A 14,656-nucleotide genomic window follows, 5' to 3' on the forward strand; every position below is an offset into this window, starting at 1 on the left:
CGTTTTATTTCGGCATAAATGCAGCAGGGGTCAAATCAGCCATCCCAATCATGGGGTCAATCGCCTGGGTTTGAACGAGTTCAGGCGTCAGCTGATAAGAACCCTTGGCCTCTTCACTTCCGGCTCAGAGGCCGTTTCAGGCGTTTGCTTGGGTGCGACAGGCGGTGTGACAGAATGGTCACCAAAAGCCTCCTGCAGCTTCTCAACGAGTCCTGTCTGCCGGTTGTCAGCCATCTGCGTCACCGCGAGTTCAAATGCTCGCGGATCGCCCACTAAGATTAAGAAGTCCTTGGCTCGAGTGATGGCGGTGTAAATCAGGTTTCGGCGCAACATGCGGCGACTCTGGAGGGTCAGTGGCAAGATCACGAGGTCAAACTCACTCCCCTGCGCTTTATGAATCGATGTCGCATACGCTAAGGTGAATTTCTGCCAGTCGCTGCGCTTATAGGTCAATTCATTGCCATCAAAATCGATGGTCAATTCATCCGTCTTGCTCTCCGCCTGCTTGGCTGGTGTAATCCCTTGAATGACCCCAATCTCACCATTGAAGACATTCTGTTCAGGATTATTCACCAGCTGTAACACCTTGTCACCGATGCGATACTTCTGATCTCCGGATTCCACTTCTTTGGTGCGCTCGCTCTTTTGGGATTCAGGATCGATTGCGCCAACGGATTGAGGGCATCAATTCCAGCCGTACCGCGGTACATGGGGGCAAGAATCTGAATCGCTAGCGGCGCAAACTTGCCCTGCGCTTTTTGGATGACCTGCGCGACCACCGATTGAATCTGTTCAGGTGGACACACAAAGAAGGACCGATCCGCTTGCGGCTTCAGCAAATCCGCTGGTAACTCGCCCCGATTAATCGCGTGCGCCAGTGGAATAATTGAACTCGTGGCATCTTGGCGGTGAATATGCGTCAATTCCTGACTGGGCAGCACGTGACTGCTCAACAGATCAGCAAACACTTGCCCTGGTCCAACACTGGGCAGTTGGTCCTTGTCACCGACCAGGATCAGCTTGATGTCTGCATGTAGTGAGTTCAACAGCGTCCGGAACAGGTAGGTATCCACCATCGACATTTCATCGACAATCAACAAGCCATCTGGTAACTCCTTGGGCTCAAAATCTTGCGTATCCACAGACAAACCCAATAACCGGTGAATGGTGCTAGCGGGTAACCCAGTGGTCTCGGTCATGCGCTTGGAGGCGCGGCCCGTGGGTGCAGCCAACATGATCGGAAATGGCTTAGTCTCGTCATTGTACTTGTTGATATCGAGTGACAGGTCATTCAAAGCCGCATATACGCGCACAATCCCGTTAATCACCGTTGTTTTACCGGTTCCGGGACCCCCTGTCAGCATGAAAAATGGTTCCTTGATCGCTGTCAGAATCGCGTCACGTTGCACCGGATCATAATCGATTCCGATTTCCTTTTCGACCGTCTTCAGTGCTTTCTTAATCGCCGCTTCATCCGGCGCTTCAGCATCGGTCATGAGGCGCTTGAGCCGAGCCGCGATATTATTCTCTGCATCGAAGAGTCGTTTTGGAAAAATGCGTTTGCCATCCGCAATCACCTGGTTGGACTTACCCAACTGAATCAAGCTATCAGCCACCAAGTTGGGATCGATTGCGATATTTCTTGCCGACTCCAACAAATTAATCGTCTGCTTCACCAAGGTGTCGAGCTGACAATAAGTATCGCCCGTGCCATCGGTCTGTTGCTGCAAGGTATCGATCAAGGCGCCCGAAATCCGCATGGGATCATCCGGCGTGATGTTCAACTTGGCCGCAATCGCATCAGCGCGCTTGAAGCCAATCCCATCGATATCACCAATTAAGCGATATGGATTCTCTTCAATCACATCGAGTGCATCGGTTTGATACTGCTGATAGATTTTGGCCGCCAGATTACTGGAAAAGCCGTAGTCGTTGAGCCCGATAATCACCTGTTCCATGCCCAAGTTAGCCTTCAGGTTCTCAACCAAGGTGGTGGTTTTAGCCGCATTGAGGCCTAACTGCCGCAAGACTTTGGGTTCTTTCAAGATCTTATCGATTGCACCGACACCCAATGAATCCACAATGCGCTCAGCTGTCTTTTCGCCGATGCCGGGGAATTTGTCAGAACTCAAATACTGCACCAAGCCCTGTTTGGTCGTCGGTTTTTCGACCGAGTAATTGTCCGCTTGGAATTGGTTACCGTATTTGGGGTGATTAATGACGTGACCGACAAACGTGTAGACACCGTCTTCTTTGATATCACCAAACTACCCGTCACCACAATTTCAGCTTCGGGCCAAGTGATTGTCGTCGCGGTAATCTCCACAAGCAGTATTTTATAGAAGTTTGTCGGATTTTGGAAAAATATACTCTTAATTCGACCGGTGACGGTGTCTTGCTCAAGCGTTGCCATCATCACGCCCTCGTACATTCAAAAAGCGGCTGATATCACGCAATTGCGCCGTCTGCTCGGCGTAGGTTTCTGGATCCAACTGTTCGGCCTTCTCAAGGTATGGTCGCCCGTCTTTTTCCTGCGCGTTCATCGCGAGCCCATAGGTAAAGTTCACGGCCGCTGAGTCGTGTTTCAGCAGCGGCTCGAGCCGTTCGGTCACTTGTTCAAAATAGCCCTGCGTGAGCAAAAGATTGGCCACTAACAGTGCCGCATCTTCGGCGTCCGCATCGGCATCACTTGCGATCAGCGCAAAGGCAAGCGCTTGTTGCGGTTGACTCATTTTCTGATACATCAAGCCCAACATGTATGCAGCATCCGCGCGATAATCAGCATCATCCAGCAGTGGCATAAGATCCGTAATGCCCTGTTGATACTGTTCACGCGCATAGTCCAATAAGCCACCCGCATAAGTCAGGCTGGCATCATTGAAGCGTTCCTGTGCGCGCAGATAGAGTTCACTGGCCTGATCCAGTGATCCCACGCTCGTCAGCATGGTAATGAGATCGACATACCCGCCGACTTGGTCAGGATGGGTATCGATTTGTTCGATCAGTTGGTGAATCAGCTGATCGCGTTTGGTGTCATCAACTGGCATAGTTCCTCCTAAATAGTGTCGCTGGAAGTCAATTTGCGATTCAAAAAGTGGGTATCATTCCACTTGATCAACCGGTACGGTAAGGCGACTTGATCCGCCTCAAGAATAGTCACACTGCTGTTCGTCAACCCACCGTCTTTGCGCATATCAGCGATTGGTGTGCCGAGTAAACTCTGAATCAGTGCGACAAGCGCTGCCCCGTGGCTGACAAAAGCAGATTGGCTGAATCCGACAGGTCATATTCGACCGCACGCTGAATCACCGGTTGCATGCGTGCAATCAATTCCGGAAAGGTTTCGCCACCAATCGCGTGTGGATCATACTGGTCCGGCGCATAACGAAAGCCGTGCAATTCCTTAGGATACTTCGCCTCAACTTCCGCGAAGGTCTTACCTTCCATTTTACCCAAATTAAACTCGCGAATGCCCGGTTCCACTGACAATGGAATGGTTTGGTGCATCGCCGTAATCAATGTTTTTGCAGTCACCTGCGCGCGGGGTAATGGACTGACGTACGCATGGTCAAAATGAATGGGCGCTAAATCCTTGGCGAGTAATCGAATCTCGTCAAAGCTTTGTGGCAACAACGGCGAATCCCCATTGGCCCCCTGATAGCGTCCTTGTAAATTCCATTCTGTTTTGCCATGGCGCACAAAATATAATCGCGTCACGTTCTTCGCCCCCTCATCTAATCTAATATTATCGCGATTTTTACACCATAATTCAAGTTTATCTGTGAGGATACAAAAAGAGACCATAGTGAAACCCAAGAGTTTCACCACAGTCCCTCATTAACGCGCGTTTTCAGCGCTTTTTATGTGATTAAACGTACTGTAAGACCTTGGCGTCGTTATAAGCGACGTCGATTGTCCCGCCACCTAAGCACTCAGCGCCGTCATAGAAGACAACAGCCTGACCAGGGGTGATGGCACGAACGGGCTCGTCAAAAATCACCGTTGCGGTGTCCGCACCAGTCATTTTGACAGTGACACCCGTATCAGCCTGACGGTAACGGAATTTAGCCGTCACGTGGAACTCGTCACCGATTGCCCCTCCCGTTGTGAAGCTTAACTTAGAAGCATCCAAAGAGGTTGCATACAATGCTGGGTTCTCAAAACCTTGGCCGACATAGAGAATGTTCTGCTCGAGATCCTTACCCACAACAAACCATGGGTCGGAATTAGCGGAGTTCCCACCGATACCGAGACCGGAGCGCTGGCCGATAGTGTAGTACATCAAACCATCGTGTGTACCCATCACAGTCCCGTCAACGGTCATCATCTGACCTGGCTGAGCTGGTAAGTAGGTGCTCAAGAACTGCTTGAAGTTCCGCTCGCCGATGAAGCAGATTCCGGTAGAATCCTTCTTCTTAGCGGTAGCCAAGCCAGCAGCCTCAGCGATCGCACGAACCTCAGACTTCTGCATGTGGCCAATTGGGAACATGGACTTCTTCAACTGATCCTGAGACAACTGACTCAAGAAATAAGTCTGATCCTTGTTTGCATCGGCACCACGTAACATGTGTGCCACACCAGCATCATCCACCTCTACCTGAGCGTAGTGGCCCATTGCGATGTAATCAGCGTTCAACTCCTCAGCATAGTCTAAGAATGCCTTGAACTTGATCTCCTTGTTACACATCACATCAGGATTAGGCGTGCGACCATGCTTATATTCGTCTAAGAAATACTCAAAGACACGATCCCAGTATTCCTTCTCGAAGTTAATCGAGTAGTAAGGAATCCCGATCTCACTTGCCACTTTCGCGACATCTTCATAATCCTCGGTAGCGGTACAGACACCGTACTCATCTGTATCGTCCCAATTCTTCATAAAGACGCCGACAACGTCATAACCTTGTTGCTTGAGCAGCAATGCCGTCACTGAGGAATCTACCCCACCGGACATGCCGACAACAACGCGAGTATTGGAATTATCCAATATCATCACCATCATTTCATCAGATTCTGGAAGTTATCCGATTTGAAGGTCGTTATTTCCAGTATGTTCCATTATAGCAGTTGTGAAAAATTTGGCAACACTTGTAAAAGGTAAGGAACGTGTTTCATCGCTACGACAACAACAAAGGGCCGTGACGTTTTGTCACGGCCCAATATCGAGTCGAACACTTATCAATCCGCACGCAACTAGTCAGTTACAGGTGCCAAGACTTCGCGTTCAATCAAGTTTTTGGATAATGTAGTTATACTGTTCCACATTGTCCATTGTCTTATCTGTTTTAAAAATATCGATTGCTTTCAAACCGTTGGGGGTCGTCACAGCCATTTGAAAAGCTGACAGATCAGCCTTGACCGTCACCCGCAATTTGTTGGCGTTGGTATAAGGTGAATTAGGATCGAGCGGTCGTTCCAATTGGAAGTTCCCGTTTCCTGTCTTCACAAAACCCAAATCCATTAATGTATAGCGTTTGATGCCGGAACTGAGCTGATACTTTTGTGAATCGCCCAAAACGGTACCCACTGCTGCAAGCGCCATCATCATCATCTCCTTATCGATTAACTATGTCTAGTTTATCACGAGTGATGTTGCTCTGGCTACACTAGTTAGCTTTCGCCTTGAGCCGATTGATAATGCGAATCAATGCATCCGCATAGGCATCGATTTGCTCCGGTGTATTCTCACTCCCAAATGATGTCCGAATTGACTCCCCGATTCGTGGGCTGTCTGCGCCAAACATGGCTGTCAGCACGTGAGAAGGTTCCAGACTACCGGCCGTGCAGGCAGAACCACCCGAAATGGCAAAGCCGCTGAGGTCGAGATTGGTCTGTAGGGCATAAGTCGAAATGCCAGGATACCAAATATTTAAGACGTGATTCAAATTATCTGGTGCGAGATCCCCATTGACCTTGTAATCAATCCCGGCATCATCTAAGCGTGCCAGCAATTGCTTTTTGAAGCCCAAATACTTGGCTTGTCGCGTTGCCTTTTCTTCAGCGGTCAACAAGCTCACCGCCGTTGCAAAGCCCGCAATTTCAACAATGTTTTCGGTCCCAGCACGGCGCTTCAATTCCTGCTCGCCACCCTTGAGGAGTGGCTTAAAAAGAATCTTCGGGTCGCGATACAAGAAACCGATACCCTTGGGGCCATTGATCTTATGCGCGGAAGTGGACAACATGTCGATGTTCATCGCCTCGACATCGATATCTTGTAGCCCATACGCCTGCGTTGCGTCTGTATGGAACCAGGCTTGATGGTCCTTCAATCGGGCACCGATGGCCTCGATGGGCATCCGACTGCCGACCTCATTGTTACCAAACATGATGGTGACCAAAATCGTGTCGTCATCTAAGGCTGCTTCAAAGTCGTCCATGCTGATCCGACCAGTCTCATCAACGGGCAGATATGTCACGCGGAAGCCTTCATCTTCGAGTGCGGCCAGTGGCTTCATCACGGATGGATGTTCAATCGCCGTTGTGATGATGTGCTTGCCCAAGTCACGGCGGGCACGCGCGGTTTCAGTAATAGCGGTGTTGTTACTCTCGGTCGCACCGCTAGTCATCACAATGTCATTGGGCTTGGCGTTGATGCTATCAGCCAAAATCTGGCGGCTCTTATCCATTACGGTGTGGGCCTCGCGACCAAACCAATGCGTCGAGCTAGCATTACCGAACATATCCTTCATTCGTGCTGTCATGGTGTCGATAACGGCGTCGGCCATGGGTGTGGTCGCCGCGTTATCCAGATAAATGTGCTCCAATATTCGTTACCTCTTTTTGTCTTATGCGGTCTGCGCCAGATAAGTCAGCAACATCTTCGCACTGCGCTTACCGGCATCAATAATAAAGTCATCAAAGTTGACACCGGCTTCATCATCACCAACGTCACTCATGGCCCGAATCACAACAAATGGGGTGTGGAATTCTGTGGCCACTTGGCCGATTGCAGCCCCTTCCATTTCACTTGCCAATGCGGCTGGATAGATGCTGTGAATGTGGTCGATGGCTTCTTGGCTGTTGATGAACTGGTCACCGGTCACAATCAGACCATCGTGAACTGTCAAACCAGTTTCTACGGCTGCAGCCTGAATTGCCTTTGCTAAGTCCTTGTCGGCATCAAAAATTTGTGGTTGTTGTGGTAATTGGCCTGGTAAGTAGCCAAAGACTGTCGCGTCAACATCATGATAAGCCACCCCGGTAGAGATGACGATATCACCGATGTGCAAGTCTGTGCCAATCCCACCAGCACTCCCTGTGTTGATCACCACTTCGGGATCAAACAGATTGATCAAGTTGGCCGTTGTCATTGCGGCTTGCACCTTACCAATCCCTGATTCGACAATGGTCACTTCATGGCCGTTCAGTTGCCCGTGAAAGAAGTGTTGACTCGCAATCACCTTTTCACTCATATCCACCAACTGCGCCTTCAGTCGCGAAGTTCTTCTTCCATTGCACAAATAACACCGATTTTCATCAAAATATCCTCCTCTGACGCACAAACCCGTCCAGAATTCTGAACGGGCGTGGCCATACTTACTTTTCGTCATCTCATCTTACACTAAATTCAGCTTTTTCTCAATCACACCAAGAAAAGGACCAGAAAACAATCACCAACAGGCCAAGCACAATGCCGATGGCCCAGTTGAGCCGAACCTTCAAATTATGCACCTTGGGCTCAGCCATGACAGGATTGTCCCGCGTCTGTTCACGGGTCTTCTTCGCATAATCCCGCTCAACGGATTGTCGCTGTTGATCGCGCTTTTTGCCTCACGAGCAGCTCGTTCCTGCTCCTCACGATATTCCTTACGCGTTTTAACCTCTGCCATCTTTTTCCTCCGCCATCTGCCACAAGGATAGTGCCATTACCGTTTTACTATCACAGATTAATCCTTGTTGCTGCGCTGCTTGTGCCTCTTGAAGTGTCAGCCAATGCGCATCCAAAATTCGCCTTGATCCAGCGGTCGCTTCGTCGCCAACGATCTGAGCTCGGTGGCCATGAACACACTGATTTTGGCATCACTGAAGCCAATAGACTGATAAACGTGGTCAGTGGTTGCCAGTGATCCGCGGCCAGTCCCGCCTCTTCGTTGAGTTCGCGCTGCGCTGTGACCAATGGTGCTTCAGCCACTTCACATTTGCCCGCGGGAATCTCTAACGTCATCTGATCGATGGTACTGCGCCACTGTTGCACAAAAGAGCACGGTGTTGCTGCACCGCTAGCACCCCGGCTGAACCATTGGTGTGAACCACTTCTCGCGCGGCTTCTGTACCATCGGGTAATTGGACCGTCAATCGCTTCAGGGTCAAGATCTTTCCATTATATAGTGTCTCAGTATCCTTCAAGACTTCTCTTTTATCCATAGGCTCCCCTTCAATCTACTGTAATCATCATACAAAACCCGCATGCACCTGTAAAATGAATCTGCAACTTTTAGAGAATCTTGAGAATTGCCACTCAAAACTCAATCCAAGGGCTGATTTTGTGGTGAAAGGGGTTGTGCTACACTATGGTCATGATGAAATAAGGATGTGACTTCTTGTGAAACAAAAACGCCATTCAGGTTTGCGCATCACAATCTGGGCGCTACTGGGCTTTGGCATCGGATCCATGAGTGGTCGCTTAGGCATCGCGCTGTTTACAGCCATTGTCTTTGGCTTCGCGCGATGGCTCGGTGAGCGCTTGGGTGCGCCCAAAGAACAGGTGCAGCCAACTGGAGTGCCACCACTTTCAGCCAGCATGTCTGATCACTATCAAACATCTGGATTAACCGATAGCGAGATTCAGGTTTTCCGCGACACGATGGACGCCGCTGCCAAACAAATTACAACCATTGAAACGCTCACCGAAGCTGTGCCTAAGCTCAAGCAAGTGGCACTCAATCACGACCTAGTACCAGTGCTGCACGCCTACTTCAAAGCGATTGTGGATCAGCCTAAACGTCTACCAGAAGCGGCAAACTTCCTATATGATCATTTGCCTAATCTGGAGCGTTTGATGACCCGTTACCAAACCATCACCCATCACGAGGTCAAGTCGGCCGACACATTCGCTGTACTCGATCAGGCCGAACAGGCAATCGGGCAGTTGGCTGACAATATTACGAATCAATACCAAGCTTTTGTCGCCGATGATATCGAAGACCTCGAAAGCGAAATCGCATTGACTCAAAAACAAATTCCAGAAACCAGCAGCGGCAAACACGCTGCACGAGAAAATAATACCCAAGAGGAGTTGATCGCCCATGACGGAACCCAACAATCTCACCAATGATTTACTCAAAGATCCTTTTAGCACCATCAATCCTGAACCGAATCAACAAGTCGCAAACGCCGCACCATCGCCCCGGCTCAATGATGAACAACTCGTTCAGGCTAAGGCCTTAGCCAACCAAATCGATGTCAACAGCCAAGAAACTGTCCTCAATTACGGCGCGAGTGCCCAAAAGCAGTTAGGCAAATTCTCGCAAACCATGTTGGACCAAGTTCAGAGCCAAGACACCGGTGAAGTCGGCCAAGCGCTCACCACACTGATGAACCGATTACAAGAAGCCAACCCCGACGAGTTACGCGCCGAAGACAACAATGTCTTTCGCAAGTTGTTTGGTCAGGTCAAGCGGTCGATTTTTGAAATCACGACTAAGTACCAAAAGATTGGTGCACAAATTGATACCATCGCCAATCGCTTAGAAAAAGAACAACAGGGTCTCTTGAACGATAATCAAATGTTGGAAGAACTCTATGCGCAAAACAAGGCTTACTTCGATGCCTTAAATATCTACATTGAAGCCGGACGCATGAAGCTAGATGAACTCAATACCACCACGATTCCTGAAGCGATGGCTCAAGCCCAAGCGAGTGACAATCAGATGGCCGTTCAGGAAGTCAACGATTTGAAGCAATTCCAGAATCGCCTCGAAAAGCGCGTGTATGACTTGGAACTCGCCCGCCAGATCACACTGCAACAGGCACCACAGATTCGGTTGATTCAAAACACCAACCAAGCATTGGCGGAAAAGATTCAAGCGAGTGTCAACACCGCCATCCCATTGTGGAAGAACCAGGTCGCTATCGCCCTCACCCTGCTGCGGCAAAAGGACGCGGTTACCGCGCAACGTCAGGTTTCTGAAACAACCAATGATCTCTTGAAGAAGAATGCCAATATGCTCAAGATTTCAGCGATTGAGACCGCCCATGAGAACGAACGCGGCGTTGTCGATATCGAAACCTTAACGCAAACCCAAAATGATTTGGTTGAAACCCTGCAACAAACCTTACAGATTCAACAAGAAGGTCATAGCAAACGTGTCGCTGCCGAAAAGGAATTACAGCACATGGAAGATGACCTCAAGAATCAATTACTGAACTACACCCGTGGCGGTCAGCAACAAACTCCACCACAACAGTAATCAGCATGACAAAAAGGCGCTGCCCCAAACTGTAAATGGGACATCGCCTTTTTTGTGTCTCGTCAATAATATTAACAGAATAATTAATTTTACCTGATTATCACAATAGCTTTACAGGAACCCCCTGCGAATCTTTACACAGTCTAGGTATAGTAAAGACATACTAAAACGCAGGAGGAAACAAAATGAAACGGTCAATTCTTGTCTCAGCAGCAACAATCATTCTCTTACTCACTGGGTGCGGTCAAGCATCGAGTCAAAAGGCAAACTCGAGTCAAAGCAGCTCAAGTGCCTCATCTACCAAGATCTTGGCCGTCGGGTCAACCGCATTGCAGCCCTTGGTTGAACAAGCCGCTAAGGATTATCAATCAAAGACCCCCGAAGCTGACATTACAGTCCAAGGTGGCGGTTCAGGCGCCGGCCTCTCCCAAGTCGCGAGTGGTTCCGTGACAATTGGTAACTCAGATATTTTTGCTCAAGAAAAAGACGGCATTGATGCCAAGAAATTGGTCGATCACCAGGTCGCCGTTGTTGGTATCGCCCCTATCGTGCACCCAGGCGTTGGCGTCACCAACCTCTCGTCCAAGCAACTCGTTGATATCTTCACCGGTAAGGTCACCAACTGGAAGGAAGTCGGTGGCAAGGATCAGAGCATTGTCTTGATTAACCGCGCGCAAGGATCCGGGACACGAGCAACCTTTGAAAACATCGGTCTCAAAACCACGAAGGTCAAAACCGCACAAGAACAAGATTCCAGCGGCACGGTTTACAGCATGGTGAAATCCACTCCTGGGGCCATCAGCTACCTCGCCTTCTCATACATCAAAGAAGGTGTGACCGCCCTCAAACTGGATGACGTCGCACCAACCGCAAGCAACGTCACCACTAACAAGTGGAAGATCTGGGCCTATGAGCACATGTACACCAATGGTAAGCCCGACATGAACACTGCTAAGTTTATCAACTATATTCAGAAGAAATCCGTCCAACAGGGACTCGTTAAACGCATCGGCTACATCCCCGTGACCGATATGACAGTGAGTCGGACCTTTGACGGCAAAATCGAAGAAATTAACAAATAAACACAAAAAAAGAGTTGCGACAGCGATGGCGTCGCAACTCTTTTTATATTTTCGAACAATAAAGATGACTCACGATCCAAAAGGCTGAGAAGTCCGATTAATCATCCTTCTCAAAGTGTCTTTTGTCACAGCCGGTTTTATTCAGCAGAATCGTCTTTGACCACAACATTGGCCGCTTGTGGCCCACGTGGCCCTTCAACGACATCAAATGAGACCTCTTGGCCGACATTCAATTGCTTGAAGCCGCTGCCCAGAATCGCTGAGAAGTGCACGAAAATATCAGGTTCGTTCGGTACTTCGATAAAACCAAAACCTTTTTCTTGATCGAATACTTTTACGCGTCCGTCCATCCTATCACCTACTTTGTTTCAAAGCCGGTTTCAACGACTTCTGGGAAGTTCTTGGTCACGATTGCCGCACAACGACCACAGAGTGTTGGGAAGTGCGCGTCACTACCAACATCGGTCCGGGTCATCCGGCAACGGTCACAGACTTCACCTTCTGCATGCGCCACAGCAATTTTGGCATCGTCAAAGGCAACCGCATCACTTGGTGCATCTGCTGAAGCCGCAGCCACTTCAAAGTGTGACACGATCAGCAATTGCATGACATTGGCATCGATCGCATTGAGTAGATCACGCAATGGTTCGCTGGCATAGACAGTCACAGCCGCTTCCAGTGACTTACCGATTACCTTTTGATCACGAGCCATTTCAAGCGCCTTTTGAACTTCGGTCCGGAAGTCTAAGAATGCAGACCACAAGTCGATCAGTTCACTTTCATCATCAAAATGAGTGACTTCAGGCATTTCTGACAAGAAGGCATAGCTCTCTGATTGACCTAATAATGGCCAGATTTCTTCCATGGTGTGTGGCAAGATTGGTGTCAATAACTTGGTTAAGGCCACCAGGATGTCAGCCATGACAGTTTGCATCCGCCGACGCTTGATATCGTTTTGCCCTTCGATGTAGACCACATCCTTGGCAAAGTCCAAGTAGAACGCGGAAAGATCATTGACCAAGAAGTTGCTGATCAGTTTTTCAACTGTGGCAAAATCATACACATCATATGCCTGACGACTCGCTTCAATCACTTGATTCAAGCGTACTTCCAGGTAACGATCAACGGAACCCAGGTCACCATAAGCGACACGGTCTGTTTCTGGATCAAAATCACTGGTGTTAGCCAGCATGAACCGCATCGTGTTCCGGATCTTCCGGTAAGCTTCTGAAGCCTGTGCAAAGTTATCCATTGAAACCTTCACATCAGATGAGGCATCGACCGTGGAGACCCACAAACGAATAATTTCAGCCCCGTATTGCTTCTCGATGGTATCTGGCACAATGGTATTCCCCAGTGACTTACTCATCTTGCGGCCCTTATCATCCAAGGTGAACCCTTGTGAGAGCACCTGCCTGTATGGTGCCTTACCAGTGACCGCTACACTTGTGATCAGGCTACTGTTGAACCAGCCACGATATTGATCAGACCCTTCCAGATAAAGATCTGCTGGGAATGATAATTCAGGCCGAGCAGCGAGGACGGCTTGGTGGGATGAACCAGAGTCAAACCACACATCCATGATGTCGGTTTCCTTTGTGAATTCACCATTAGGACTACCAGGATGCGTATAGCCTTCCGGTAACAGATCCTTAGCTTCGCGTTCAAACCAGATATTACTACCATATTTGCCGAACAAGTCAGCCACATGTTCAATCGTTTCAGGTTCGAGAATTGGTTCGCCATTTTCCGCATAGAAGATTGGTAATGGCACACCCCAAGCCCGTTGACGTGAGATGACCCAGTCACCGCGGTCACGAATCATGTTGTAAAGACGGGTTTTACCCCAGCTAGGTTCAAAATCAACACCGTCAATTTGAGCCAAGATTTGGTCGCGGAAGGCATCAACTGATGCGAACCATTGCGTGGTTGCCCGGAAGATAACCGGCTTCTTGGTCCGCCAGTCATGTGGGTAACTATGGGTGAAGAAGTCGAGCTTGAGTAACCGACCGTTCTTTTCGAGCGCATCCGTCACCATTGGATTAGCCTTGTCGTAGAAGACACCGGTGAAACCAGGTGCTTCTTCGTTCATAACCCCTTTTTCATCGACAACAGACACCACTGGCAAGTGATAAGCTAAACCAGCCTTGTAGTCATCTTCCCCATGTCCTGGTGCGGTGTGAACCAGACCAGTCCCGGCATCGAGCGTCACGTGATCGCCCAGAATAACCAAACTTGTCCGGTCATACAGAGGGTGTTGCGCTGTCATGTTTTCGAGCTCGCTCCCCTTGAATGTCTTGAGGATTTCGGGATTATCCCAGCCCAAGGTTTCAGCAACACTTGGCAGCATTTCTGCCGCAACAACATACTTCTTGCCATCAACTGCAACCTGCACGTAGTCAAAACGTGGGTTTACCGCGATCCCTTGGTTAGCAGGAATGGTCCAAGGCGTTGTGGTCCAGATAATGAAACTCGTATCACTGTCCAACAAGCCCTTACCATCAACAACAGGGAATGACACAAAGATCGATGGTGACTTGATGTCGTGATATTCGATTTCAGCTTCAGCCAAAGTTGATTCTGAAGATGGTGACCAGTAAACGGGCTTCAAGCCATGATAGATGTAGCCCTTCTTGGCCATTTCGCCGAAGACACGAATTTCAGCGGCTTCGAATTCTGGTTGTAAGGTGATGTATGGGTGATCCCAATCACCGGAGACCCCTAAGCGCTTGAAGTCAGTCCGTTGCTTTTCGATTTCCTTCATCGCAAATTGGCGACAGAGTTCACGATATTCAGCCATGGACATTTCCTTGCGCTTGATGCCCTTCTTAGCCAATTGCTGTTCGATGGGCAGGCCGTGAGTATCCCATCCGGGAACGTAAGGGGCGCGGTAACCGCTCATCGCCTTGTAGCGAACAATGATATCCTTACTAATCTTGTTCAAAGCGTGACCCATGTGAATATTACCGTTCGCAAATGGTGGGCCATCGTGCAGAATGAAGGTTGGTTTGCCTTCGTTTAATTGTTGCCGTTGTTGGTAGACATGGTTTTCTTCCCATGCCGCTTGCCAGCCGGCTTCCTTATTGGGTAAACCCGCGCGCATTGCAAACGGGGTCTTACCCAAGTTCAATGTTTCTTTGATCTTCATGAATGCCATCCTTTCTT

At 49.2% G+C, this 14,656-nt stretch carries 11 protein-coding genes and 4 pseudogenes; 3 read left to right on the forward strand and 12 right to left on the reverse strand.

What is annotated here, in order from left to right:
* Positions 1-4 precede the first annotated feature (4 nt).
* The 10 genes and pseudogenes from recD2 to JCM17471_RS14365 all read right to left on the reverse strand — a co-directional run bounded on the left by recD2 (position 5) and on the right by JCM17471_RS14365 (position 8,364).
* A pseudogene (gene recD2, locus JCM17471_RS01055) lies at positions 5-2,413 on the reverse strand (SF1B family DNA helicase RecD2).
* On the reverse strand, positions 2,400-3,047 hold the full coding sequence (locus JCM17471_RS01060) for a tetratricopeptide repeat protein (protein ID WP_054776497.1): 648 nt from the start codon (positions 3,045-3,047) through the stop codon (positions 2,400-2,402). Before JCM17471_RS01060 ends, recD2 begins: the two are co-directional and overlap by 14 nt.
* 8 nt (positions 3,048-3,055) lie before the next feature.
* Positions 3,056-3,717: pseudogene (locus tag JCM17471_RS01065) on the reverse strand (histidine phosphatase family protein).
* Between the two features lie 151 nt (positions 3,718-3,868).
* Entirely contained in the window at positions 3,869-4,990 is a 1,122-nt protein-coding gene (gene mnmA / locus JCM17471_RS01070) for a tRNA 2-thiouridine(34) synthase MnmA (protein WP_305068960.1), read from the reverse strand.
* A gap of 203 nt (positions 4,991-5,193) precedes the next feature.
* Positions 5,194-5,542: pseudogene (locus JCM17471_RS01075) on the reverse strand (DUF1831 domain-containing protein).
* Positions 5,543-5,606: 64 nt separating this feature from the next.
* On the reverse strand, positions 5,607-6,764 hold the full coding sequence (locus JCM17471_RS01080; RefSeq protein ID WP_054776500.1) for a cysteine desulfurase family protein: 1,158 nt from the start codon (positions 6,762-6,764) through the stop codon (positions 5,607-5,609).
* A 21-nt stretch (positions 6,765-6,785) separates the two neighbouring features.
* Positions 6,786-7,480: pseudogene (locus tag JCM17471_RS01085) on the reverse strand (5'-methylthioadenosine/adenosylhomocysteine nucleosidase).
* A 178-nt stretch (positions 7,481-7,658) separates the two neighbouring features.
* The gene (locus JCM17471_RS13220; protein WP_225354051.1) at positions 7,659-7,829 is read right to left on the reverse strand and encodes a hypothetical protein; all 171 of its coding nucleotides are present in this window, start codon (positions 7,827-7,829) and stop codon (positions 7,659-7,661) included.
* A 50-nt stretch (positions 7,830-7,879) separates the two neighbouring features.
* Positions 7,880-8,194 carry an NUDIX hydrolase gene (locus JCM17471_RS01090; protein WP_054776501.1) on the reverse strand — a complete coding sequence of 105 codons (315 nt, stop codon included), beginning with the start codon at positions 8,192-8,194 and terminating at the stop codon, positions 7,880-7,882.
* Entirely contained in the window at positions 8,161-8,364 is a 204-nt protein-coding gene (locus JCM17471_RS14365; protein WP_162208325.1) for an NUDIX hydrolase, read from the reverse strand. The genes JCM17471_RS01090 and JCM17471_RS14365 overlap by 34 nt, the downstream gene beginning before the upstream one ends.
* A 178-nt stretch (positions 8,365-8,542) precedes the next feature.
* Here JCM17471_RS14365 and JCM17471_RS01095 point away from each other — a divergent pair, with 178 nt between their 5' ends.
* The 3 genes from JCM17471_RS01095 to JCM17471_RS01105 all read left to right on the forward strand — a co-directional run bounded on the left by JCM17471_RS01095 (position 8,543) and on the right by JCM17471_RS01105 (position 11,491).
* Positions 8,543-9,274, forward strand: coding sequence for a 5-bromo-4-chloroindolyl phosphate hydrolysis family protein (locus JCM17471_RS01095; protein WP_054776502.1), 732 nt, complete (start codon positions 8,543-8,545; stop codon positions 9,272-9,274).
* Positions 9,246-10,409 (forward strand): toxic anion resistance protein, encoded by a 1,164-nt coding sequence (locus tag JCM17471_RS01100; protein ID WP_054776503.1) that lies wholly within the window; start codon positions 9,246-9,248, stop codon positions 10,407-10,409. Before JCM17471_RS01095 ends, JCM17471_RS01100 begins: the two co-directional genes overlap by 29 nt.
* Before the next feature lie 185 nt (positions 10,410-10,594).
* Positions 10,595-11,491 (forward strand): phosphate ABC transporter substrate-binding protein PstS family protein, encoded by an 897-nt coding sequence (locus JCM17471_RS01105; protein WP_054776504.1) that lies wholly within the window; start codon positions 10,595-10,597, stop codon positions 11,489-11,491.
* Positions 11,492-11,628: 137 nt separating this feature from the next.
* Here the strand turns inward: JCM17471_RS01105 and JCM17471_RS01110 are convergent, their stop codons facing one another.
* Positions 11,629-11,841: a cold-shock protein gene (locus JCM17471_RS01110; protein WP_054776505.1), complete on the reverse strand. Its 213-nt coding sequence runs from the start codon at positions 11,839-11,841 to the stop codon at positions 11,629-11,631.
* A gap of 8 nt (positions 11,842-11,849) precedes the next feature.
* A complete protein-coding gene (gene ileS / locus JCM17471_RS01115; protein WP_054776506.1) occupies positions 11,850-14,639 on the reverse strand; it encodes an isoleucine--tRNA ligase in 2,790 nt (929 codons plus the stop codon).
* Between the last annotated feature and the right edge of the window lie 17 nt (positions 14,640-14,656).

It is taken from the genome of Lacticaseibacillus saniviri JCM 17471 = DSM 24301, assembly GCF_001311785.1.
Taxonomy (GTDB): domain Bacteria; phylum Bacillota; class Bacilli; order Lactobacillales; family Lactobacillaceae; genus Lacticaseibacillus; species Lacticaseibacillus saniviri.